At 59.1% G+C, this 22,265-nt stretch carries 14 protein-coding genes and 6 pseudogenes; 9 read left to right on the top strand and 11 right to left on the bottom strand.

What is annotated here, in order from left to right; genetic code table 11:
* Window positions 1-689 precede the first annotated feature (689 nt).
* A pseudogene (locus MUBE_RS10350) lies at window positions 690-1,286 on the top strand (sigma-70 family RNA polymerase sigma factor).
* A 5-nt stretch (window positions 1,287-1,291) separates the two neighbouring features.
* Here MUBE_RS10350 and MUBE_RS10345 read toward each other — a convergent pair.
* From MUBE_RS10345 to MUBE_RS10320, 6 genes and pseudogenes are all read right to left on the bottom strand, one after another.
* A complete protein-coding gene (locus MUBE_RS10345) occupies window positions 1,292-3,088 on the bottom strand; it encodes an acetyl/propionyl/methylcrotonyl-CoA carboxylase subunit alpha (RefSeq protein ID WP_116540463.1) in 1,797 nt (598 codons plus the stop codon).
* A gap of 98 nt (window positions 3,089-3,186) precedes the next feature.
* Complete coding sequence (locus MUBE_RS10340; RefSeq protein WP_116540462.1) at window positions 3,187-3,606, bottom strand: SufE family protein; 420 nt, start codon at window positions 3,604-3,606, stop codon at window positions 3,187-3,189.
* A 10-nt stretch (window positions 3,607-3,616) separates the two neighbouring features.
* Complete coding sequence (locus MUBE_RS10335) at window positions 3,617-4,507, bottom strand: sulfurtransferase (RefSeq protein ID WP_116540461.1); 891 nt, start codon at window positions 4,505-4,507, stop codon at window positions 3,617-3,619.
* Between the two features lie 95 nt (window positions 4,508-4,602).
* Entirely contained in the window at window positions 4,603-5,244 is a 642-nt protein-coding gene (locus MUBE_RS10330; RefSeq protein ID WP_116540460.1) for a Maf family protein, read from the bottom strand.
* A pseudogene (locus tag MUBE_RS10325) lies at window positions 5,241-5,459 on the bottom strand (acyl-CoA carboxylase subunit epsilon); the annotation flags it as partial. The gene MUBE_RS10330 and the pseudogene MUBE_RS10325, both read right to left, overlap by 4 nt.
* 8 nt (window positions 5,460-5,467) lie before the next feature.
* Entirely contained in the window at window positions 5,468-7,117 is a 1,650-nt protein-coding gene (locus tag MUBE_RS10320) for an acyl-CoA carboxylase subunit beta (RefSeq protein WP_116540458.1), read from the bottom strand.
* A gap of 60 nt (window positions 7,118-7,177) precedes the next feature.
* On the opposite strand from MUBE_RS10320, the gene MUBE_RS10315 reads away from it, so the two are divergent.
* A complete protein-coding gene (locus tag MUBE_RS10315; RefSeq protein ID WP_116540496.1) occupies window positions 7,178-7,990 on the top strand; it encodes a biotin--[acetyl-CoA-carboxylase] ligase in 813 nt (270 codons plus the stop codon).
* Window positions 7,991-8,100: 110 nt separating this feature from the next.
* On the top strand, window positions 8,101-8,619 hold the full coding sequence (locus MUBE_RS10310) for a PH domain-containing protein (RefSeq protein ID WP_116540457.1): 519 nt from the start codon (window positions 8,101-8,103) through the stop codon (window positions 8,617-8,619).
* Here MUBE_RS10310 and MUBE_RS10305 read toward each other — a convergent pair.
* Window positions 8,574-9,260: pseudogene (locus tag MUBE_RS10305) on the bottom strand (GtrA family protein). The gene MUBE_RS10310 and the pseudogene MUBE_RS10305 overlap by 46 nt on opposite strands.
* Before the next feature lie 98 nt (window positions 9,261-9,358).
* Between MUBE_RS10305 and MUBE_RS10300 the strand changes: the two are divergent.
* From MUBE_RS10300 to MUBE_RS10290, 3 genes are all read left to right on the top strand, one after another.
* On the top strand, window positions 9,359-10,657 hold the full coding sequence (locus tag MUBE_RS10300; RefSeq protein ID WP_116540456.1) for a 5-(carboxyamino)imidazole ribonucleotide synthase: 1,299 nt from the start codon (window positions 9,359-9,361) through the stop codon (window positions 10,655-10,657).
* The gene (gene purE, locus MUBE_RS10295) at window positions 10,654-11,169 is read left to right on the top strand and encodes a 5-(carboxyamino)imidazole ribonucleotide mutase (RefSeq protein WP_116540455.1); all 516 of its coding nucleotides are present in this window, start codon (window positions 10,654-10,656) and stop codon (window positions 11,167-11,169) included. The genes MUBE_RS10300 and purE overlap by 4 nt, the downstream gene beginning before the upstream one ends.
* Before the next feature lie 115 nt (window positions 11,170-11,284).
* On the top strand, window positions 11,285-12,454 hold the full coding sequence (locus MUBE_RS10290; RefSeq protein WP_116540454.1) for an acyl-CoA dehydrogenase: 1,170 nt from the start codon (window positions 11,285-11,287) through the stop codon (window positions 12,452-12,454).
* Window positions 12,455-13,699: 1,245 nt separating this feature from the next.
* On the opposite strand, the pseudogene MUBE_RS18105 reads toward MUBE_RS10290, so the two are convergent.
* Window positions 13,700-14,242, bottom strand: a pseudogene (locus tag MUBE_RS18105) (ATP-binding cassette domain-containing protein); the annotation flags it as partial.
* A 378-nt stretch (window positions 14,243-14,620) separates the two neighbouring features.
* Here MUBE_RS18105 and pstS point away from each other — a divergent pair.
* Together pstS and MUBE_RS10275 are read left to right on the top strand one after the other, a co-directional pair.
* Complete coding sequence (pstS, locus tag MUBE_RS10280) at window positions 14,621-15,736, top strand: phosphate ABC transporter substrate-binding protein PstS (RefSeq protein WP_116540453.1); 1,116 nt, start codon at window positions 14,621-14,623, stop codon at window positions 15,734-15,736.
* A gap of 238 nt (window positions 15,737-15,974) precedes the next feature.
* Window positions 15,975-17,954 (top strand): serine/threonine-protein kinase PknD, encoded by a 1,980-nt coding sequence (locus MUBE_RS10275; protein WP_116540452.1) that lies wholly within the window; start codon window positions 15,975-15,977, stop codon window positions 17,952-17,954.
* Window positions 17,955-17,965: 11 nt separating this feature from the next.
* Here the strand turns inward: MUBE_RS10275 and MUBE_RS10270 are convergent.
* A pseudogene (locus MUBE_RS10270) lies at window positions 17,966-19,178 on the bottom strand (CoA transferase).
* A 490-nt stretch (window positions 19,179-19,668) separates the two neighbouring features.
* Window positions 19,669-19,845, bottom strand: a complete 177-nt coding sequence (locus MUBE_RS18100; protein WP_243632992.1) for a class I SAM-dependent methyltransferase — start codon at window positions 19,843-19,845, stop codon at window positions 19,669-19,671.
* Between the two features lie 540 nt (window positions 19,846-20,385).
* On the opposite strand from MUBE_RS18100, the gene MUBE_RS10260 reads away from it, so the two are divergent.
* On the top strand, window positions 20,386-20,997 hold the full coding sequence (locus tag MUBE_RS10260; RefSeq protein WP_116540495.1) for a cation efflux transmembrane domain-containing protein: 612 nt from the start codon (window positions 20,386-20,388) through the stop codon (window positions 20,995-20,997).
* Between the two features lie 13 nt (window positions 20,998-21,010).
* Here the strand turns inward: MUBE_RS10260 and ctpC are convergent.
* Window positions 21,011-22,265: pseudogene (gene ctpC, locus MUBE_RS10255) on the bottom strand (manganese-exporting P-type ATPase CtpC); the annotation flags it as partial.

Here is a 22,265-nt window from a genome sequence, read left to right as displayed (position 1 = left end):
GCGGGCCTTGTTCAACCGGGTGAACAACTTGTAAGTGGCCATTTGCGCCGCTCCGCACGTATCGCTTGGCTCTGCATCGTTTTGTAGGTGCGGGTCGACACGTTTGACCGGGGTGCCACCTTGGAAAGCGCTTCATGTAGTGCGTACAGGTTGTGAATATAATGGCCGATAGCCCCAGCTAACCACCCGTGTCGTAACCGGAACTGTCGGTGGCGTCCCCAGTGGGGGTATCGCGATCCAAGCTGGACCGAAAAATGCCAGCTGCGGGCGCAGGAAATCCTCGTAGATAATCTAGGTTGATGGGTCGCCATCGACGGATAGTAGGTAGCTCCTTGGGCGGTCATCCTTATAATCGGTCTGTGGGAAATATATGGCTCCACACTGCGGCAAGTTCAACAACTGCCATCACAGCATCGTAGCATTTATGGTGGTGCGGCGTCGGTGCGACACCGCGCGCCTTGACTTCGTCGAACTACACTCGAAGTTGTCCCTGGGTGAGGGCGGCTTACAGCCCTGGACAGTACTAGTGGAACAAGCTCGACTCGGCGAGTCCGCGAAACGAGTTCTGGCATAATAGCACATTGAGTATGCCGCTGTGGGGCGGGTACTGGATGGCATCAAGCATGGTGATACCGAGCGCAGTCATCCGATCTGTATAGATCGTCGATGTCGAGGATTTTCGGAGTCAGGTGATTGATGTGGGTGGAGCAGACGCCAGCGACTCAGCGGAGTTTCACCGCCAGCCGGACAAGGTAGTGAAGCGTCACTTGTCGCTGGCTGACTACATTGCCCGGTGGTTCCAAGGCCGAAGCGAATCACGTGATGATTTGGTTCAGGTCGCGCGAGTTGGATTGGTCAACGCGATAGTGCGTTTCGACACCGGAACTAGGTCGTATTACATTTTGTTTGTGTTGCTTACAATCGTGGGAGAGGTCCGACGTTACTTCCGCGACAACAGCTTGGTCGGACACCCACCTGCATCCGAACTCGCCAGCGCACTTGGTATGGAACGCGACGAGGTCGTCGAGAGCTCGGTGGGCGGCGACGCCAGCGTTATCGTTGATACGTTGGGTGACCTGAACGCCGGCCTTGAATGAATCGAAAATCGGGAGGCGCTACGTCCACTGCTTGATGTGCTGTTTGAGTGGGAACGAATGGTGTTGGTAATCAGGTTTTTCGAGTCGACGGCATAAACACAGATCGCTGAGAGGGTTGACATCTCGCAAATGCATGTGTCCCGGTTGTTTGCTAAATCGCTTGTGCGGCTGCGGGATCAGCTGGAGTAGCTGCCTTACTTGATCTTGGCGAGCACTGTTCCTTGGGTTATGGCCACGCCGGTGTCGACCGTTAGCCCACTGATGATTCCGTCCTTATGCGCCATGACCGGGTTTTCCATCTTCATCGCCTCGAGGACCACCACCAGATCGCCTGTGCGGACCTTCTGCCCCTCCTTAACGGCGACCTTCACCACGGTGCCCTGCATGGGCGCGATTACTGCGTCACCGGAGGTTACCGCGCCGATGTGCGAACCTCGCTTGCGTGGCTTGGGCTTTTTTCGGATGCTCCCAGCGGGGTCGTAGCCGGCTCCGTTGGCTAACACGAGATTGGCGGGCAACGAGACCTCGAGTCGGTGGCCGTCGACCTCGACGACTACCGTCTGCCGCGGCCGGATGTTCTCTTCGTCGAGGAGATGACCCCCGGGGAAAGGTTCGATGGTGTTATTCCACTCGGTCTCAATCCAGCGGGTGTGTACCGAGAAGCTATTGTCATCGCCGATGAACGCTGGGTCGCGTACCACTGCGCGGTGGAACGGGATAACCGTGGCAAGGCCTTCGACCTCGAATTCGTCCAATGCGCGTCGGGCGCGCGCCAGTGCCTCCTGTCGGGTGGCCCCATGCACGATCAACTTGGCTAGCATGGAGTCGAACTGGCTGCCAATCACCGAGCCGGTCTCGACACCGGCATCCACCCGCACGCCGGGGCCGGCGGGTGGATGAAACTTTGTCACAGGCCCCGGCGCAGGCAGGAAGTTGCGTCCCGTGTCTTCGCCATTGATCCGGAACTCGATGGCGTGACCGCGTGGTGAGGGATCCTCGGTCAGCTCGAGCTTCTCACCATTGGCGATCTTGAACTGCTGCAGAACCAGGTCGATGCCCGCGGTCTCTTCGGTGACTGGGTGCTCAACTTGAAGGCGGGTATTGACCTCCAGGAACGAGATCAGGCCATCCTGACCGACCAGGTATTCGATGGTCACGGCGCCGTAATAGTGGGCTTCTTTGCAGATCCGCTTCGCGGATTCGTGGATTTCCTTGCGCTGGGTGTCCGTAAGAAACGGCGCTGGCGCCTCTTCGACCAGCTTCTGGAAACGTCGCTGCAGAGAGCAGTCCCGAGTACCGGCGACAACGACGTTGCCGTGCTGGTCGGCGATCACCTGCACCTCGACGTGTCGGGGTTTATCGAGATAGCGCTCCACGAAACATTCCCCGCGGCCAAATGCGGCAGTGGCTTCACGCACCGCCGATTCGTAGAGCTCGGGAATTTCCTCGAGGGTGCGGGCCACTTTCATGCCCTTGCCGCCGCCGCCGAAGGCGGCCTTGATCGCGATCGGCACCCCATGCTCTTTGGCAAAGGCCACCACCTCGTCGGCGTTGCGGACCGGATTCGGGGTGCCGGGCATTAGCGGTGTTTGCGCGCGGGCGGCGATATGGCGTGCGGTGACTTTGTCGCCGAGGTCGCGGATCGACTGCGGGCTGGGCCCGATCCAGATCAGGCCGGCGTCGATGACGGTCTGGGCGAAATCGGCATTTTCTGCCAGGAACCCGTAACCAGGATGGATTGCGTTGGCGCTGGATTTCGCAGCGGCGTCGAGAATCTTGCCGAAGTTCAGGTAGGACTCTGCGGAAGTTTGACCGCCCAGCGCGAACGCTTCGTCAGCCAGCCGCACATGCGGCGCCTCGGCGTCAGGCTCTGCGTACACCGCCACGCTGGGCAGCCCCGCATCGCGGGCCGCGCGGATCACCCGGACAGCAATCTCGCCGCGATTGGCAACGAGAACCTTGGCGATCCTCGAGCTGGCGTGACTGGCCACTGCGCCTCCTGTTTGGCGGTATCTCTAAGAGACTTTCTTACAACTGTGTCGGGGGAAGTCTAAGCGCCGCGTCGGCGGTGCGACCAGGTGGTGGGGATTTAACCGACCTGCCGGAGTCGACGTTTGATCCGGGCAAGCATCGCCGACATTCCACGTAACCGCAGCGGGCTTATCAGAGCCGCCAAGCCCAGGTCGGTATAGAAATTGTCGGGTACTGCTAAGATGGCGGCAGTAGATTGTTGGTCTAAGCCGGCTGCTAAGATAGCCGCGAACCCACGGGTGGTCGGTGCTTCGACAGGCGCGCTGAAGTATAGGCGCACCCGGTTTGGGTCCTGTGCGTCGACGTGCAGAAAAAGCGGGGATTGGCACTCTGGCACCGGCTCCATCGCAGCTTCGGCGAGGTCAAATGGTAGCACGGGAAGTTCATTGGCAAATTCCAACAACAGTTTCAGCTTGTCTTGGCCCTCGATTTCGGCGAAGTAGGACACCACTTCAGCCAAGGGCGTGGGCATACTCATGAAACGGCCATTAGACGGGTACGTCTCCTGGGCTTTCGCCTACAGCGATCGGTACTCGTACGGTGTTCCCCCACTCAGTCCATGACCCGTCGTAGTTACGCACTCCCGATTTGCCCAGCAGATGGGTGAGCACGAACCATGTGTGGCTGGATCGTTCGCCGATGCGACAATAGACGATGGTCCTGTCGTCTAAGTTTAAGAAATCGTAGAGCTGTTCCAATTGTTCGCGGCTACGGAATCGACCGCTTTCGTCAACTGCCATTCCCCACGGGATCGACCTAGCGGTGGGGATGTGGCCGGCTCGCAGCACACCTTCCTCGGGGTAATCGGGCATGTGGGTGCGTTTGCCAGTATATTCGTCAGGAGAGCGCACGTCGATCAGTGGCTGGGTGCCGAGGGTGGTTAACACGTCGTCTTTGAATGCGCGGATAGGCGCGTCGTTGCGACTTACCACGGGGTAGGCGGTCGATGTTGTGGTCGGTACGACCAGGCTGGTATCCCGGCGTTCAGCAAGCCATAGATCCCGCCCGCCGTTGAGTAGTCGCACGTCGGGGTGGCCGAATAAGGTAAAGACCCATAGCGCATAGGCCGCCCACCAGTTGCTTTTGTCACCGTAGATTACCACGGTGTCGTCGCGGGCGATGCCCTTGCGGTTCATCAAGTCGGCGAATTGCTCGCCAGTGATGTAGTCACGCACCCTTGGGTCATTGAGGTCTGTGTGCCAGTCGATCTTCACCGCGCCTGGAATATGTCCGACGTCGTAAAGCAGTACGTCCTCATCAGATTCGACGATAGACAGACCGGGTTTACCCAAATGGAAGTACAGCCAGTCGCCTGTGACTAGTCGTTCGGGATGGGCGTAAGCCGACAGGGAAGGACTCGGATCTATGGGTAGTGACATACCTCAGAGCCTACTCATCCCGATGTTGTTGGTGACTATGCGCAGATACCAACTAACGCCGCTGAGGACTGCGGCGAAGGTGTAACGGTCGAATGCTAGATAACCGGGTTGGCTACCCACAGCGCGGCGATAGACAACCCCACACGGCGCAGTAGTGACCGTGTCAAAGGCAGTCCGATCCCTACGACGGCTGACGGGTCGCCGTCGACGCCGTCGATGAACCAGCCACCCAGTCCGTCCAGTGCGAACCCTCCAGCAACCTGTAACGATTCGCCGCACGCCAGGTAGGCTTCTAGCTCTTCCGCCGATGGATTTCCGAAATATATTGTGGTTATTGATGTTTCATCAACGGAATAAGCGATTTCATTGTTTGACAGCCGGATAACGCAGTGGCCGGTATAGAGTTGGCCGGCGCGCCCTGCCATCGACTGCCACTGTTGCCGTGCGTTGGTGACGGACTGCGGCTTGTTGCACAGCCGGCCATCGAGGTAGAGTAGTGAATCACATCCAATGACAACACAATCGGCTGCGACCGCGGGGGGCAGAGCTGTCGCGACTTGCATGGCTTTCGTCTGGGCGAGTGTGCATACCACGTCGCTCGGCGAAGCGTCTGACCCGAGGCTCTTGGTGACCACATCTTCATCGACACCGGAAGCTACGACCAGTGGGTCAATGCCGGCCTGGCGAAGAACTTTGAGTCGGCCGGTGGAGGCGGACCCTAGTACCAGCCGGGTCATCGGCGCATATGCGCCATTTCGTGCAGGGTGATGCGCTGCCAACTGAAGGCCGAATACCGCAACTTGTCGACCGGCAAGCCCCATCGGGTGTGCTCGCTCTGCTCGGCCCGTGATGCACCACCGATGCTGCTCAGCACCGCGATCAGCGCCGCCAATTCCTCGTGAGTGGGTTGGCCCTTGAGTATCTCGATATGAGGTTCGTGCGGGTGCTCCATCTGTTTTGTCATAGCGGAATATTCCCGTGCTTCTTGGGGGGCAGTTGTGCGATCTTGCGTTCCAACAGGCGAAGCGCAGTGGCGATGTAGCCGCGGGTGTGCGACGGCGGGATCACCGTATCGACGTAACCTCGTTCGGCGGCGACATACGGGTTCACCAGGGTGTCCTCGTACTCTTGCTGCAGCTGCAGTCGTAGCTCATTAACATTGGCGCCGCTCTCAGCCGCTTGGGCCAGTTCCTTGCGGTATACGAAGCCCACCGCACTGGAGGCACCCATCACCGCAATCTGTGCGGTCGGCCAAGCCAAGTTGACGTCACAGCCCATATCTTTAGAGCCCATCACACAGTATGCGCCACCATAGGCCTTGCGGGTAATGACAGTGATCTTGGGGACGGTAGCCTCACCGTAAGCGAAGAGCAGCTTGGCACCGCGCCGGATGATGCCGTTGTATTCTTGTTCGGTGCCTGGCAGGAAGCCTGGGACATCCACCAGCATCACGATTGGTATATTGAAGCAGTCGCAGGTCCGCACAAACCGGGCTGCCTTTTCCGAGGCGTTGATATCCAGGCAGCCGGCGAACTGAGTGGGCTGGTTGGCGACGATGCCCACCGGTCGACCGTCGATGCGTCCGAACCCGACGATTATGTTGGTGGCGTAACCTGCCTGTACCTCGAGGAACTCGTCCTCGTCGAGGATATGGGTTACTACCTGGTGCATGTCGTAGGGTTGATTGGGCGAGTCCGGGATCAGCGTATCCAACTCCAGGTCCTCAGCGGTCAGATTGTCTTCAATGGAACCGTCCGGAGTGGGTTCGGCATACCGGGGTGGGTCGGTGAAGTTGTTAGGCGGCAAGTAGCTCAATAAGTCGCGCACCCAATCGAAAGCGTCCTGTTCGCTCGATGCGACGTAGTGCGCGGTACCCGACTTGGCCATGTGAGTATGGGCACCACCCAGCTCCTCCATGGTGACGTCCTCACTGGTGACGGTCTTGATGACGTCGGGTCCGGTGATGAACATCTGGCTGGTCTGGTCGACCATCACCACGAAGTCAGTCAGCGCCGGGGAGTACACGTGTCCACCGGCAGCAGCCCCCATAACTAGCGAGATTTGTGGGATGACACCGGAGGCCAGGATATTGTTGCGGAAGATCCGGCTGTACAGGCCCAGCGAGACGACGCCCTCCTGGATACGTGCGCCCGCACCGTCGTTGATGCCGATCAGCGGGCGGCCGGCTTTGATCGCCAGTTCCTGCACCTTAACGATTTTTTCGCCATAGACTTCGCCCAGGCTGCCGCCGAACACTGTGGCGTCCTGGCTGAAGATACACACGCTACGGCTGTCGATAGTGCCGTAGCCGGTGACCACGCCGTCGCCGACCGGGCGGTTTTCACTGAGGCCGAAGTTGGTGCTGCGGTGTCTGGCCAGCGCGTCGAGTTCGACGAATGAGTCGTCGTCCAACAGGGTATCGATACGCTCACGGGCGGTCAGCTTGCCCTTAGCGTGCACCTTCTCGACGGCGGTTACACCGACCGGATGCAGTGACTCTTCGGTCCGCTTGTGCAGTTCGGCCAGCTTGCCTGCAGTGGTGTGGATATCGATCGTGTGCTCGGCAGCGCGTTCCGCCGAATGAGCCGAGTGGTCGATAACGCTTGCCATGGAGTCGATGTTATCGACAGCTGTGGTGGTCGTTACGCTGGGCTGGCAGGGAGATTTAGTTTGGACCGTGATCTATTCAAGCTGCCGCTGGACCCAGCGGCACTACGCGCTGAGCTAATTGGGACGGGACTCCAGTGGCGTCAACTGGACGTTGTTGCACAAACTGGTTCCACGAACGCTGACCTGTTGGCGCGGGCAGCGTCAGGTGTCGACATCGACGGAGCGGTGCTTATTGCCGAGCACCAGACCGCTGGTCGCGGGCGTCACGGTCGCGGTTGGTTGGCCAGCCCCCGCGTACAGATCACGATGTCAATCGGTGTGGGTGTCGCCGATATCCCGGTTGCCACATGGGGCTGGTTGTCGCTGGCCACCGGGGTAGCGGTGGTGGACACGGTGACCCCGATGATTGACACGACCGGAGTCAACGCCGGCCTCAAGTGGCCAAACGATGTGCTGGTTGGCGGCGGCAAGCTCGCGGGCATTCTAGCCGAGGTCGCCCGGCCAGTCATCGTCGTCGGTGTGGGACTAAACGTCACGCAGGCTCCTGAAGAGGTTGATAGTCCCGGGGCGACTTCGCTGTTTGATCTCGGCGTGCCGACACCCGATCGGGACCAGCTGGTGCGCGGGCTGTTACGGGCGCTTGATGCGCGGGTTGGCCAGTGGCGAAATACCGACCCGCAGTTGAAGGCCGACTATCGGGCGTGCAGCCTGACACTCGGGACACGTGTGCGGGTGGAGCTCCCTGGCGGCAAGGACGTGGTCGGAACCGCACGCGGAATCGATGAACAAGGAAGATTGTGCTTGGAAACTGAGGGATCGGCCGAGGGGCAAACTGTCGTGATTTCTGCTGGTGACGTGGTGCATTTGCGCTAGCGTTGAGCCGATAGTTGGCGAGATTTTATGTCGCGCTTTCTCGCGCCAAGCTATAATTTTCGGCGCGGACGGCAGCGGGCTCCGACCAAACGACGGCTAATGTCGTGACCATGAGGTATCCGGATAATGCCTTGGCCGCCGGTGAGCAGGTGGTCGTGCATCGCCATCCACACTGGAAGCGTTTGATCTGGCCCGCTGCGGTGTTTGTCTTGGCGACCGGGTTGGTCGCGTTTGGTTCCGGGTACATCAACTCGATGCACTGGGCGCAGGTCGCCAAGAACGTGATCTATGATGTCTTTTGGGGCGTCTGGTTGGTGATCGTCGGCTGGCTCACGTTGTGGCCGTTCCTTAGTTGGCTGACTACACATTTCGTTGTCACCAACCGGAGGGTGATGTTTCGACAAGGGGTGCTGGCCCGCAGCGGGATCGACATTCCGCTGGCGCGCATCAACAGCGTGGAGTTTCGGGACCGGCTTTTTGAGCGGATGTTTCGCACCGGAACGCTGATTGTTGAATCTGCGTCACAAGATCCATTGGAGTTCTACAACATTCCGCGCCTGCGCCAGGTGCATGCCCTGCTGTATCACGAGGTTTTTGACAACCTAGGGTCCAAGGAGTCGCTCAGCTGAGACACGGGACAATAGGTGTTAGGCGTCGGGAGGATTGCGCCAGGCGCGCGACAGGGTGACGTTGCCGTCTTCGAAGCCGCGCGCTGCGGTGTCCCCGAAGACTTCGGCTACGCCACCCGCGGTAAGGGTGGATTCCAGAGCTTTTCGGGGTTGCGGGCGAACGCTTCGGGAAAAACCCAGCGCCGGAACGCCCAGAAGCGAAATGCCATCTGCAGCAGGTTGCCGATGATGTAGGCTGAGAGGAAGTCGGCGAGGTTTTCCACGGTCAGTGACACCGTGGGTGCCCGTAGCTGCAGCACATAGCTCGAGAACCATAGCGGCGCCATGCTCAGCAGCACCCCCACACCGCTGAAAGCGAAAAACAGCAGTGCCTCGTGATGGCGCTCGCGGCCGCCGCGGTCCCGAAAGCTCCATTCCCTGTTCAACACGTAGGACGTGATAACCGCGACTATGCCGGCGATGACCTTGGCCGTTACCGGTTTGGGCTCGAGAATCGTCAGCTTGAGGGTGTAGAAAATGGCTGAGTCGATGATGAATGTGGTGCCGCCGACTATGGCAAATTTAATGAGTTCGTGGTGGCGCTGCGCATACGGCTGGAGTACGGAGGGCAAGCACGCGACCGTGGCATCGGCAAAGGACACAACACGTCAGTGTACGGATTGACGCAAAATCGACGCAAAATGCTACTTAGCGATTAGGTGTTGCTGCGGGTCAATATGTTATCCGTCGCCATGACACCATTATGGCTGTGCCAAGTACACGTCCACCAGGAGTTGCCCCATTGGTTGCTATGGTCGGCGGTGGTCAACTTGCCCGGATGACTCATCAAGCCGCGATAGCGCTGGGGCAGAACCTGCGGGTATTGGCCACCGCCGCCGACGAACCTGCCGCGCAGGTTACTCCCGACGTAGTGATCGGCTCGCACACCGATCTTGAAGACTTGCGCCGTGTCGCCACCGGAGCCGATGTGTTGACCTTCGACCACGAGCATGTCCCGACTGAACTGTTGGACAAGCTGGTGGCCGACGGCATCAATGTGGCACCACCGCCGCACGTTCTGCTACACGCTCAAGACAAACTGGTCATGCGGCGACGATTGGCGGCGCTGGGAGCCGCGGTGCCCCGCTTCGTGGCATTAGACAGCGTGGACGACTTGGCCGAAATCGACGCGTTTGCGCAGCGCCTGGCGGGTTCGAAAGATGCCTCGATGGTGGTCAAGGCGGTCCGCGGGGGGTATGACGGCCAGGGGGTGCGGATGGTCCGCGATCTGGCACACGCCCGCGAGATTGCCGTCGGATATTTGGCCGATGGAATGCCGGTGCTGGTTGAGGAGCGATTGGAACTGCGTAGCGAATTGTCCGCGCTGGTAGCGCGCTCGACGTTCGGCCAGGGTGCGGCTTGGCCGGTCGTGGAGACGGTGCAACGGGACGGGATTTGCGTATCGGTGGTTGCACCGGCCCCGACTTTAGCCGACGACTTGGCCGTGGCGGCGCAGCGGCTGGCGTTGTGGTTGGCCGCTGAACTCGGCGTGGTCGGTGTGTTCGCGGTCGAGCTGTTCGAAACCACCGACGGCGCTTTGCTGGTTAACGAGCTTGCAATGCGCCCGCACAACTCCGGACACTGGACCATGGATGGTGCTCGTACCAGCCAGTTCGAGCAACATCTGCGTGCGGTGCTGGACTATCCGCTTGGCGAGACCGCCGCTACCGCGCCGGTGACCGTGATGGTTAACGTACTAGGTGCCCTCCAACCGCCGGCGCTGAGCGCTATGACTATGGACGAACGGCTGCACCATCTGTTTGCACGGATGCCCGATGCCCGGGTGCACCTCTATGACAAGGCTGAGCGGCCTGGCCGCAAGGTCGGGCACATCAATTTTCGCGGCACCGACAAAGACCTGAAGGACCCAACTAAGCTGCGTGAGCGCGCTGAGCTGGCGGCGCATTGGCTATCACATGGGCAGTGGACGGACGGGTGGGACTCCCACCGCGCCAGCGACGATAAAGAGCGAAGCGATAAGGAGGAGCGGCGCACATGACCAGGCAGCCCCGGGTCGGAGTGATCATGGGCAGCGACAGTGACTGGTCGGTGATGCAAGATACGGTCCATGCACTGGTGGAGTTTGATATCCCGATCGAGGTTCGGGTGGTGTCGGCGCATCGCGCCCCCGCTGAGATGTTCGACTATGCGCACGGTGCTGCAGACCGCGGCCTTGAGGTGATCATTGCCGGTGCCGGCGGTGCCGCTCACCTGCCTGGAATGGTCGCCTCGGCGACTCCGTTGCCGGTGATCGGGGTGCCGGTGCCGATGGCCAGGCTCGATGGCCTGGACTCGTTGCTGTCGATTGTGCAGATGCCAGCGGGGGTTCCGGTGGCCACAGTGTCTATCGGCGGCGCTCGCAACGCGGGTTTGTTGGCGGTGCGCATTTTGGGATCGTCGGACTTGCAGCTTCGAGCGCAGCTGGTCGCGTTCTCCGATCGGTTGGCCGATACCGTACGGACCAAGGATGCGGATGTGCAGCGGTTTCAGGGTAAGTTGACTGGCGACTAATGTCGAATTCTCTGATTCTCCCCCGCACGTGGGTGGGGGTGCTTCCCTCTGGGGGTGTGCCTCTACCTCGGACCGTGAGTGGTCCGCATCGTCGTCAGACTAAAAGGAGGTCGTGATGGTTGGGTGGTCCGGAAAACGGTCGTTTGATTTGTTCAAGTTGCCAGAAGAACACAATGAATTGCGAGCAGTGATCCGATCGTTGGCAGAAAAAGAGATCGCTCCGCACGCCGCCGATGTGGACGAGCGTGCTCGGTTTCCCGAGGAGGCACTGGCCGCCCTGAATGCATCCGGTTTCAACGCTGTCCACGTCCCTGAGGAGTACGGAGGTCAAGGTGCGGACTCGGTCGCGGCTTGTATCGTGATCGAAGAAGTAGCGCGCGTCGACGCTTCTGCGTCGTTGATTCCTGCAGTTAACAAGCTTGGCACTATGGGCCTTATCCTGCGCGGTTCGGAAGAGCTCAGGAAGCAGGTGCTGCCGTCGTTGGTGGCGGAGGGGGCGATGGCGTCCTACGCATTGAGTGAGCGCGAAGCCGGCAGTGACGCCGCGTCTATACGGACCCGTGCCAAAGCCGACGGGTATGATTGGATTCTCAATGGTTCCAAGTGCTGGATTACCAACGGCGGCAAGTCGACCTGGTACACAGTGATGGCGGTGACCGATCCGGACAAGGGTGTCAACGGCATCTCGGCGTTTGTTGTGCACAAGGACGATGAGGGGTTTCGTATCGGTCCGAAAGAAAAGAAGCTCGGGATCAAGGGGTCACCAACCACTGAGCTCTACTTCGAGAATTGTCGCATTCCCGGTGATCGCATTATTGGTGAGCCCGGCACTGGCTTCAAGACAGCGCTGGCCACGTTGGATCATACGCGTCCCACGATTGGGGCCCAAGCCGTGGGCATTGCGCAGGGCGCGTTGGACGCTGCTGTCCTTTATACTAAGGATCGCAAGCAATTCGGCGAATCGATCAGCACCTTCCAAGCTGTTCAATTCATGCTTGCCAATATGGCGATGAAAGTTGAGGCGGCGCGGCTGACTGTCTACACTGCAGCTGCCCGTGCCGAGCGCGGTGAGCCGGATCTGGGCTTCATCTCAGCGGCGTCGAAATGCTTTGCCTCCGACGTCGCGATGGAGGTCACCACTGACGCCGTGCAACTGTTTGGCGGCGCCGGTTACACTACCGACTTCCCCGTTGAGCGGTTCATGCGTGACGCCAAGATTACCCAGATCTATGAGGGCACCAATCAAATTCAGCGTGTGGTGATGTCGCGGGCATTGCTGCGTTGATCCCAATATAGGTTTGGCCCAGCGAAACCGCCTGCTTGACAGGCAATCACAACCAGGTCGAGCATGCCCAATCCCGGGCAGACTAATTGGCCGCAGGTCCTAAAAAGCAAAGCGGTGCAGTACAAGGTTGTACTGTCCGCACAGCTATACGGTGAGCGGTGTGATCGAGATGGCTGATCGTGCTGCCAACTTCTAACCGTAGTCGCCGCGCGAGGTTGAATTCCTTGAGGTAACATTACGGGTGTTGCAACAACACGGATACAGCCGGTTTACGCGGTGGACGCGGCGAACTCCGAACCAGCAAGGCTGCTGTATACTGGCGTTAGCCGTCTAAAGCCAAATTTAGTGTTGGCCGCCTTCGTCTAAAGGTATTATCCGGTCCAGGTCGCGGTTCTGCCCGGAGACCGACTTTACTGTCACTGGGCGAGCTCATCTGGGCCTCATCCAGTCCCTTCTGGTTGGCGTGGTTGAGGAAGCTGATGCCGATGTAGGCGACGCAGCCGGGAGTCTCGGAACAGCCAGTCAGCATGCTCCCTTTGCCGTTTTCACCCAGCACGCTCGGCACGGCCGGTAAGTCGACGGTGGTGTCGAAGCTGGACGACTTACCCCAGCCGTGTCGGGGTCTTGCTTGGCCAGATACTGGGTGAGCAAGTAAAGTATTACTCGGTCTCTCGGAACGGTGGAGTGCAATGGCAGCGGTGTCAGGCAGGTTTAAGTAGGGGTTGAATGGCGGCGCTCTCCGGGTTGTTCCAGGTTTTGATCGCGCCCTGGTACCTACCCCTCGATACGGTTCAATTCAGTTTGAGTTGATCACTGGCACTGGGCAGGCTGTATTTGATCTGCTGGGCAGAATGGGCTAACGCGATGTTTCATCAATCCTTTGTGCGTTGGCCATGTCACCGTATGACGGACCACGCGGTCGGAGGCGCTGATGTCGACCGCTCCGGCAGTGACCTGCGCGATCCCAGTTCCTGACCGGTGATCGTGACGTTTAGGTACTTCGATTTGGTAGGCTGGACCTCATAGATTCTATAGAGGGGTTTTAAGCAATGTGCTGCCGGTCTCTGACAACGTGGCCTTCGACGGCGCGAGCGCGGTGGCGACGTTACCGGCCGGCCTTGGGACTCGACGAACCACTTGTTGCGTTCGAACCGCAGGCTGCCACCCAAGATCAGTAGTACAGTAGCCAACAACGTACGTAAGCGAGCCATCACACAGCTGACCCTATCTATTGCCATTGCCGGTTTATGCCGGGTTTCCGTCATCTGCTGCTGTGGTTCTGACTTGCTGTTTTCTGGCACCGAGGAGTCTGCGGTCGCCGAACAGTCCGGAGATTGAACGGACCTTTTCGGCCTGTTTGGGTGATGGGAACAGCTGTTCGGTGGGTTCTTCTTGGATCAGTTTATCGTCGATAAATAATTCCGTCCGGTGATCAATCCGGGTGGCCTGGGCAAGATAATAGGTCACCACGATAACGGTCAGCCGATTGGCCAATGGTTGAATGAGCTACTCGATCTTTTGGTCGTGGTCGAGTTCAGTGAAGAAGTGGGTGCGTTAAACAACAACACCTCCGGTCCCTTTGACAAGCGCACGGGCCAGACACAACAACTGCTGCTGACCACCGGAGATTCAGGACGGTGAATCACCAAGCCGATCCTTGACCACATCCTAAAACCCAACCTCGGCCAGCCGGGCTTCAGTAACGTTTTTGAATTCTTTGCGCGGCACCATCTTGTGAGTACGCACGCCGACAACCACGTTATCCAAGATTGACATTGGCAACGGATTGATAAGCTACAATATCAGCCCCATGCGGCAGCGAAAACGAACGTTAGGTTCACCGTCGCCATGGCAGGTGGAACAGCATCAGCAGCACCAGTTTTCGGGGTACCGTTTGAGCGTCAACCTGTTCAGGGCTCATCAACATCCCACCGAAGTTACTTCGCGACCCCGCGCACGTCGTCACACAGGCTAGCTTATAGGTATCTGCAAAAACCCGCTTAGTATCTGCTCACTTGCACCGCTGCGGCTAGACTCTTCTAGTCTTTCCAGAAAATCTTCAAAGGCGCCTCTAAATCTTGCTCCTAATTGGCCAGGCTTGTATGTACACAAATCTACGGTGGCGGAATAAGTGCGTTCGTCGTCTTGACTCGTGAAAGGAGTTCCGTGAAGTCCACCCGATCTGGCGTTGTACGGAGTCTGTTGGCTGTCAGCGCGCTGATATTAACGGCGTGTGGGAACAACAACACCATCACCTCGTCATCTGGATCCAGTACTTCGCTGGTGTCGGTGCACTGCGGCGGTAAGAGACAGCTTAAGGAAGCCGGATCGACCGCCCAAGAGAACGCGATAGAGCAATTTGTCTACGCCTATGTCCGGGCCTGTCCAGGCTATACGTTGGATTACAACGCAAACGGCTCCAGCAGTGGGGTGACGGAGTTCATCAACAACGAAACCGATTTGGCGGGGTCTGATATCCCGTTGGATCCATCAACGGGTCAGACCGAGAACGCGGCGGCACGCTGCGGTTCGCCGGCGTGGGATCTGCCGACGGTGTTTGGCCCGATCGCGGTCACTTACCACATCAACGGCGTGGCGTCGTTAAAGTTAGACGGACCCACCACGGCAAAGATCTTTAACGGCAGCATCACCACGTGGGACAACCCGGCGATCACCGCGCTCAACGCGGGAACCCTGCTGCCATCAATACCCATCCACGTCATCTTTCGCAGCGACAAGTCCGGCACCACGTACAATTTCCAGCAATACCTTGATGCTGCATCTAACGGTGCGTGGGGTAAGGGTGTAGGCGAGACGTTCAACGGGGGCGTCGGTGTCGGTGCCGCGGGAAACAATGGCACATCGGGGGCCCTGGAGAACATCGACGGGTCGATCACCTACAACGAGTGGTCGTTCGCTGTGGGTAAGCAGTTGGATATGGTCCAGATCATCACGTCAGCGGGTCCGGATCCGGTGTCGATTACTATCGATTCCGTCGGCAAGACGATTGCCGGGGCCAGAATCGTGGGGCAGGGCAATGACTTGGTGTTGGATACGTCGTCGTTCTACAAACCGACCCAGCCCGGTGCATACCCGATCGTGTTGGCAACCTATGAGGTCGTCTGCTCGACGTATCCGGATTCTGCCACCGGCACGGCGGTGAAGGCGTTTATGGAGGCCGCAATTGGCGCGGGCCAAGATGGTTTAGAGCAGTATGGGTCGATTCCACTGCCGAGCTCGTTCCAATCTAAACTGGCAGCAGCGGTGAATGCTATCGCTTAATTTGCGTGTCCGGACCGGATTCTTTGTACATGTACATGCCGGACAGTAGCCATTCCTATCAATTTCATAGGGCTCTAGTAACTTTGGAAGGTCCATCGACGAACCTGCAGAGAGGTCTCGTGTTGCGCAACTTTATTGTAGCCCGGTTATTGGGGATTTACCGCGTGGTAAACACCGGTTTCGACGCAGCGGGACTGGGAGAGTCGGAATTGGCGGCCAATGGAAGGGAGCGTCGACGGTGAGTGACGCTATTACGCGGGCAGGGTCGCAGTTTGGGCCGTATCAGCTGATGCGGTTGCTTGGTCGTGGCGGTATGGGCGAGGTCTATGAAGCAGAAGACACGCGTAAGCGCCGGGTGGTGGCGCTGAAGCTGATCTCACCGCAGTATTACTCCGACAATTCGGAATTTCATGCGCGTATGCAACGTGAGGTTGACACGGCGGGACGTTTGACCGAGCCGCACATCGTTCCTATCCATGAATACGGCGAGATCAACGGGCAGTTCTATGTGGAGATGCGCCTTATTGACGGCGTTTCGCTGCGCATCATGTTGTCACAGTACGGTCCGCTGAGCACGGTGCGAACAGTGGCAATCGTTCGCCAAATCGCAGCTGCGCTGGATGCTGCACACGCGAACGGCGTCACACACTGCGACGTCAAACCGGAAAACATTCTGGTCACCGACAAGGACTTTGCTTACCTGGTGGATTTCGGGATTGCACGTGCCGTGTCTGACACCGGTCCGACTCAGAGCAGCATCTCCAACTACATTGCTCCGGAGAGGTTCACAGGCAGCGAGGTCAATTACCGTGCTGATATCTATGCACTAGCCTGCGTGTTGGGCGAGTGTTTGGTCGGATCGCCGCCCTATTATGCCGACACCGTCGAACGACTGGTTGCCGCGCATCTGCTCGAGCCTGATCTGCAGCACTGCCAACTGCGAATGGGAATGGTTCCAGCGGTGTTCGACGAGGTGATTGCTAAAGGCATGGCCAAAAACCCTATAGAGCGCTATGCCACCGCGGGTGATCTGGCTAAAGCCGCCCACTGGGCGCTGAACGCATCCGAGCAGCACCAGGAAGCCACGATTCTGCAGCGCGGCGACAACGCGACTCTGCTTGGCAACGCTGGCTGTGCCCATTACCCGGGCTCGGGCACCGACTCCAGATCAATGGTTGCTTCAGCGCAGTTGCCCGGCGAGGTGATCATGGCTCGTCCAGTAACTACCGACAGCAGCGGTGGCGGTTGGCGTCCAACTGGGCCGCCGTACTCTGCCAGTCTTGCTGGACCACCAACGGTTAGCCAACCACTCGTTGTGCCCGACCCAGACTTTTCTTGGCTCCGTCGGAAACGCATGCGATGGATCGCCGCCGGTGCTACGGTGGTCGTGCTTGTCGCCGCCATCGGTATCACGCAGGTTCTGAAATCGCGCCTCTCGTCGTCGTCTGGGCAGGCGACCGGGCAAATCGTGTTGCCGTTCAATGGTATCGACTTTCGTTTGTCTCCTGGTGGGGTGGCGGTAGACAAGGCTGGTGACGTGTATGTCGCCAGTGAAGTCATGTATGGGCGGGTGGTGAAGTTGGCGCCGAGGTCAAGTACCCCAACGGTGCTGCCGTTTTCTGGTCTCTATCAGCCTCAAGGGCTGGCTGTGGACGCCGCAGGTACCGTGTATGTCACCGATTTCAACAACCGGGTGGTGTCGTTGGCGGCCGGGTCAAGCCATGAGATTGTGCTGCCGTTTTCTGATCTTAATTACCCCGAGGGTATTGCGGTGGACGCTGCCGGCGATGTCTATGTCGCCGACCGGGGTAACAGCCGGGTTGTCAAGCTCGAAGCCGGGTCCGCCGTGCAGACTGTACTGCCGTTCGCCGGTCTGAGGAACCCCGATGGTATCGCGGTGGACAGCGCTGGCAATGTCTATGTCGCCGACACCGACAATAACCGGGTGTTGGAGTTAAATGTCGGGACAAACACCCAGACCGTGCTGGCGTTCACCGGCGTCACGGTGCCCTGGGGTATTGCGGTGGATACCGCCGGCGACGTCTACGTCACTGAACACGACAATAGCCAGGTGGTGAAATTGCCGGCTGGGTCGAACACTCCGATCGTGCTGCCGTTTAACGACCTCAACACTCCCATGGCAGTCACGGTGGACAAAAACGGGACCGTCTACGTCGCCGACCGTGGCAACGACCGGGTAGTCAAGCTGAAGCCCTAAGGCGTGGATCGTCACGAATCGTCCTGTGGTGCTATCAGAAACACGTCGTGGTGCTGCCCCGTGGCCTGCGGGTTGTCGGTGACAACGGCGTTGAAGTTGGAGTAGCGGGCTGGTATGCGGATCGCCGTTGTAGCTCTAGTCTGCGGGCCACCGCTGCCGATGTGCAGAGTGAGGTCGTTCTCCGCGAACAAAAGGAGTGTCGACGCGGCCTGCTTCCGGTGTAGGCCAGGCAGGTCATGAGAGAGCGCTGGTGTAGCAGCTCAACCCATTCGGCAACGGTCTTGGCGGCCAGTGCTGCTTGAAGTTCGTCGGTCAACTCGGGGTAGTTGACCGCTCAAGCGCGTTGGTACCTGGATCGCTCGTCGTTAATAAGACCGGGTCGGCCTATGATGTGGAACATCTTCTGCCAGTTCCTGGGCGCATAAGCGCTGACCACAACGTATCCGTCGGTGGCTCAGAAGGCGTCCGATGGTTGGCTGGAAAAGCTAACTATCTTGGTTGCTTAGCTTCCGGGTCCTGCTTCGGCGCTGGCTTGGCGGCTGTACGGGTGCTGTCCTTCTGGTTGAGATGTATTGTTAATTGGTTGATCTGTGCTACTATCACTACGTCGTAGACCGCGACTGGGACGGTGTCGGATACCCCGTGCTGTTTGCGGTTGAGCAGCTCCGCCAGTACGGCTTGGACCAAGCACGTGGCTGACTGGAGTTGTCGACGAGTTGCAACAGGATGATCTGTGGTGTGCTGTCCGGCGCGGGCATTCCGGTGGTAATATAGGCCTTGGTAGCGACTAGCAGATCAATGTCCTAACCGGTTGCTGTGTGTGCCGTTGCCGTCGAATGCCGTCAAGCGTATGTAGATCAACTTGGGGTTGCGCGACTGGAAGTCGTTGGAGCCCAAGCATATTCGCTCCATAACCCCAGGCCGAAAACCGTCCAGTACGACATTGGTGGTATCGGTGAGGCGCAGTATCTGTTGTTTGGCTTCGTCGTTAGTCAAGGTCACCGTTACCGACTTCTTGCCGCGGTTGTTGGACAGAAAATTATGTCGTCAGCGGTGGGTGTCTGGGCAGTACTGTGATGATCTGGTAGGCCGCTTCAATACTTACTTGATGACTTCGGCGTCTAGCTATGCCAGCGTCTGTCCGGCGAACGGCCTGGCCACGTTTTGAGTGAAATCGAGTATCTGAAAGCCGTCAAGTGTTTTGGCGGGGTTGTTGTTTAGCATCGACGTACTCCTCCTAGCTTGATCTGGTGGAGTCTGTTTCTAGTTAGGTATCGGCTCCTAGGTGTAGTACCGCGGTGGAGTAGTGTACTAGCGAAAACTGTTGAAGCAGGTTTTTCTTTTGTAGGTGGAATCGGTAATCTGTTATGGGCGAATAGCTGTTCTAGCTGCGTGCCTGTCACGTTCCAGCCGCGCACGTCTAGGTAGATTGCGACGTCATTGCGCTCGCCGGGGTAGCCCAGATTGTTGAGCACGGCGTCCAAGCCGTGTTCGTATCCCCTTTCGATTCGCGGTTTCCAACGCCTGTATGGCATCTGGGGAGTTGAGGAACGTATCCGTTACCAAATCTACTATCGTCGGCACTGAGCGGAACGCGGTTATATCATCCAGCAAGCGATCCTGTGCCTGCGGCGGACAGGATAGGCGAGCAGGACCTTGGCGAGCCGCACGGAGGGCGTCCCGGGTCGAAGCCGGCTTGGTGCAGTGCCGCTGGTCAGTCGTGGCGGAGGTCGATGATTGGCATCGCCCGAAGGTCAGTCGTCGGAGCAGTACCGAGCACGGTTAGTGTGGTGCTCTTGAATGCGATGACTCGCAGCTGGTCGATCTCGCGTACCGCCATCCCTGTCGGCCAGGCAAGTTGATAGCCGAGAGTATTGAGGCCAGAGGCCATAATGGCCGCCTAGTGGGTTCCAGGTGCCTTGGTAAACCATGGCGTCGTCGAAAAATGCATGGATGTAGCGAGTACGCACTACCAGCATATCGGTCATCCGCTGCATGCTCTAGGGGACGCCGAGGATATCGACCGCAGCGGAGCTGAGTTCGTCGATCGCTCATCGAGTAAAAAAATCGATGCCGACCCGCCCATACCAGCGGTTATATAAACCGGTCGTCAATATCAGGGTATCCCTGGTGGCCCTGGCCTGTCCCGCGACCACCCTAGGCGCAGTAGTACCCACGCTTGTCGCCGCGTCTCAGGTGTCATTTTCGGTGCGTTCCATCCGTGTTCCCTTCATCTACTGCGCTTGTAGTCATTGTTACATTAATCACCCATCTGTGGCCGGCGTCCGTTGGTGCAGCGATACAGCTGCCGGTGAGTACAATTGAAAACGCATGTAGGGAAAACGGCATTTAGCATCGCTGGATGCAGATGATTTCCCGCACGGTTGGCGATTTGGTCGGATCAGTTGCTCATGTCGATTGCGGCACCTCCATGCGTGATGCCGGGTGGCAGCGGAGCGCTCGGTGGGCGCGGTGGCTGGCCTGGGTCAGCCTCGCCGTGTTGCTCATCGAAGGTGCCGTTGGGCTGTGGCAAGGTTTGGCAGTCGGGTCCGTCGCATTGACCGGGTGGGCGCTCGGTGGCGGATCTGAAGGACTGGCCAGTGCGATGGTGCTCTGGCGTTTCACAGGCGCTCGCACGGCGTCGGAGACCGCTGAGCGGTGCGCACAACGTGGTGTGGCGGTGTCGTTTTGGCTGACTGCCCCTTACATCGTTGTCGAATCTATCCGTGACCTGATCGGCAAGCACCACGCCGAGGCGTCGGTAATCGGCATTGGGTTAACGGTCCTCGCCTTGGTGTTGATGCCGATTCTTGGGTGGGCCAATCATCAGGTGGGTGCCCGGCTGGCATCGGCAGCCACCGAGGGCGAAGGCACTCAGAACTATCTATGCGCCGCCCAGGCCGCCGGGGTGCTGATCGGCCTGGCGATCACCGCCTGCGGGCCTGACGGCTGGTGGGTTGATCCCACGATCGGCCTGGCCATCGCCGCCGTAGCGGTGTGGCAGGGCATCCGAGCTTGGCGTGGCCACAACTGTGGTTGCTGAGCCCCTAACCGTGTTAGCCTAGACGGTAGCGGATGAGCCGGGAGCTGTTAGCCACCACCGCGACCGATGATGCGTTGTGCAGAACTGCGGCCAGCACGGGGGAGAGTACCCCGCCTGCCCCAATAAGCAGCCCGGCCGCATTGACGGCGATGGACATCCCGTAGTTCTCGCGGATCACATCAACTGCCCGGGCGCCCAGGTCCCGCACGTCGAGTAGGCGGTTGAGATCGTCGTTGGCTAGTGCCACGTCGGCGGTCTCGACGGCGACGTCGGTTCCGGCTAGGCCCATGGCGATTCCGATATCGGCGGTCGCTAGCGCTGGGGCGTCATTGACGCCGTCCCCAACCATGCCAACGATGTAGCCTTCCTTCTGCAGATTGCGAACCACCTCGAGCTTGTCTTCGGGCATCACCTCGGCGCGCCACTCGTCGATGCCTAGCTCGTTGGCGACGACCTCGGCAATGTCTGGATGGTCCCCGGTTAGCATGACGATCCGTCGGATACCGCTGGCTCGCAATTTGGTCAGTACCTCGGCTGCCTCAGGCCGCACTTCGTCACGCAGACTGACCAGCCCCACCAGTGTCCCGTCCACCGCGAGCAGCAGCGGAGTCTCCGCCTGGTGCCGCAGTTTGTCGACCCACTCCGCTGCCTTCTTCGACACCTTTACCTTTTCGGTGCGCAACAGCGACGGGCTGCCCAACAACAGGGTTCGACCGTCGGCCCAGGTCCGCATGCCCAGGCCCACCAGCACCTCGCACTCCTCGTGCGGCGGGATGTTGATGTGGCGCTCTTCGGTTGAGCGAATCACCGCTTCGGCCAGTGGATGCCGAGAGTGGATCTCTGAGCTGGCCGCATAGGCCAACACCTGCTCTGGCTCCCAATCTTTACTTATGGCAACGATATTGGTGACCACAGGGCGGGCGACGGTTAGAGTCCCGGTTTTATCGAACACGATCGCATCGACCCGGCCTGCCTGTTCGAGATGCGATCCGCCCTTGATGAGGATGCCACGGCGGGCGCCGTTGCCGATCGCGGCGCTGATTGCGGTCGGCGTGGCCAGTCCCACTGCACAGGGACACGCGATCAGCAGCATGGTCATTGCGCGGCGGACATCTCTGGTGATCGTCAACGTAATCATCGAGACAATGAACGAAGTAGGCCCGAAGCGGCGGGAGAAATTCTCGCCGACGGTCTGGATGGGTGCTCTATCGTGTTGAGCCTCTTCGACTCGAGTAATGATGCGGCCAATCGTGGTGTGCTTGCCGACG

It is taken from the genome of Mycobacterium uberis (assembly GCF_003408705.1).
Lineage (GTDB): Bacteria > Actinomycetota > Actinomycetes > Mycobacteriales > Mycobacteriaceae > Mycobacterium > Mycobacterium uberis.
This window is presented reverse-complemented; position numbering and strand designations above follow the sequence as displayed.

Bases quoted from the DNA above. Each gene is read 5' to 3' on its own strand.
- MUBE_RS10340 (WP_116540462.1), bottom strand. From the start codon at position 3,606: ATGAGTATGCCCACGCCCTTGGCTGAAGTGGTGTCCTACTTCGCCGAA.
- MUBE_RS10335 (WP_116540461.1), bottom strand. From the start codon at position 4,507: ATGTCACTACCCATAGATCCGAGTCCTTCCCTGTCGGCTTACGCCCAT.
- MUBE_RS10330 (WP_116540460.1), bottom strand. From the start codon at position 5,244: ATGACCCGGCTGGTACTAGGGTCCGCCTCCACCGGCCGACTCAAAGTT.
- MUBE_RS10320 (WP_116540458.1), bottom strand. From the start codon at position 7,117: ATGGCAAGCGTTATCGACCACTCGGCTCATTCGGCGGAACGCGCTGCC.
- MUBE_RS10310 (WP_116540457.1), top strand. From the start codon at position 8,101: ATGAGGTATCCGGATAATGCCTTGGCCGCCGGTGAGCAGGTGGTCGTG.
- purE (WP_116540455.1), top strand. From the start codon at position 10,654: ATGACCAGGCAGCCCCGGGTCGGAGTGATCATGGGCAGCGACAGTGAC.
- MUBE_RS10290 (WP_116540454.1), top strand. From the start codon at position 11,285: ATGGTTGGGTGGTCCGGAAAACGGTCGTTTGATTTGTTCAAGTTGCCA.
- MUBE_RS18100 (WP_243632992.1), bottom strand. From the start codon at position 19,845: ATGGCCTCTGGCCTCAATACTCTCGGCTATCAACTTGCCTGGCCGACA.
- MUBE_RS10260 (WP_116540495.1), top strand. From the start codon at position 20,386: ATGCGTGATGCCGGGTGGCAGCGGAGCGCTCGGTGGGCGCGGTGGCTG.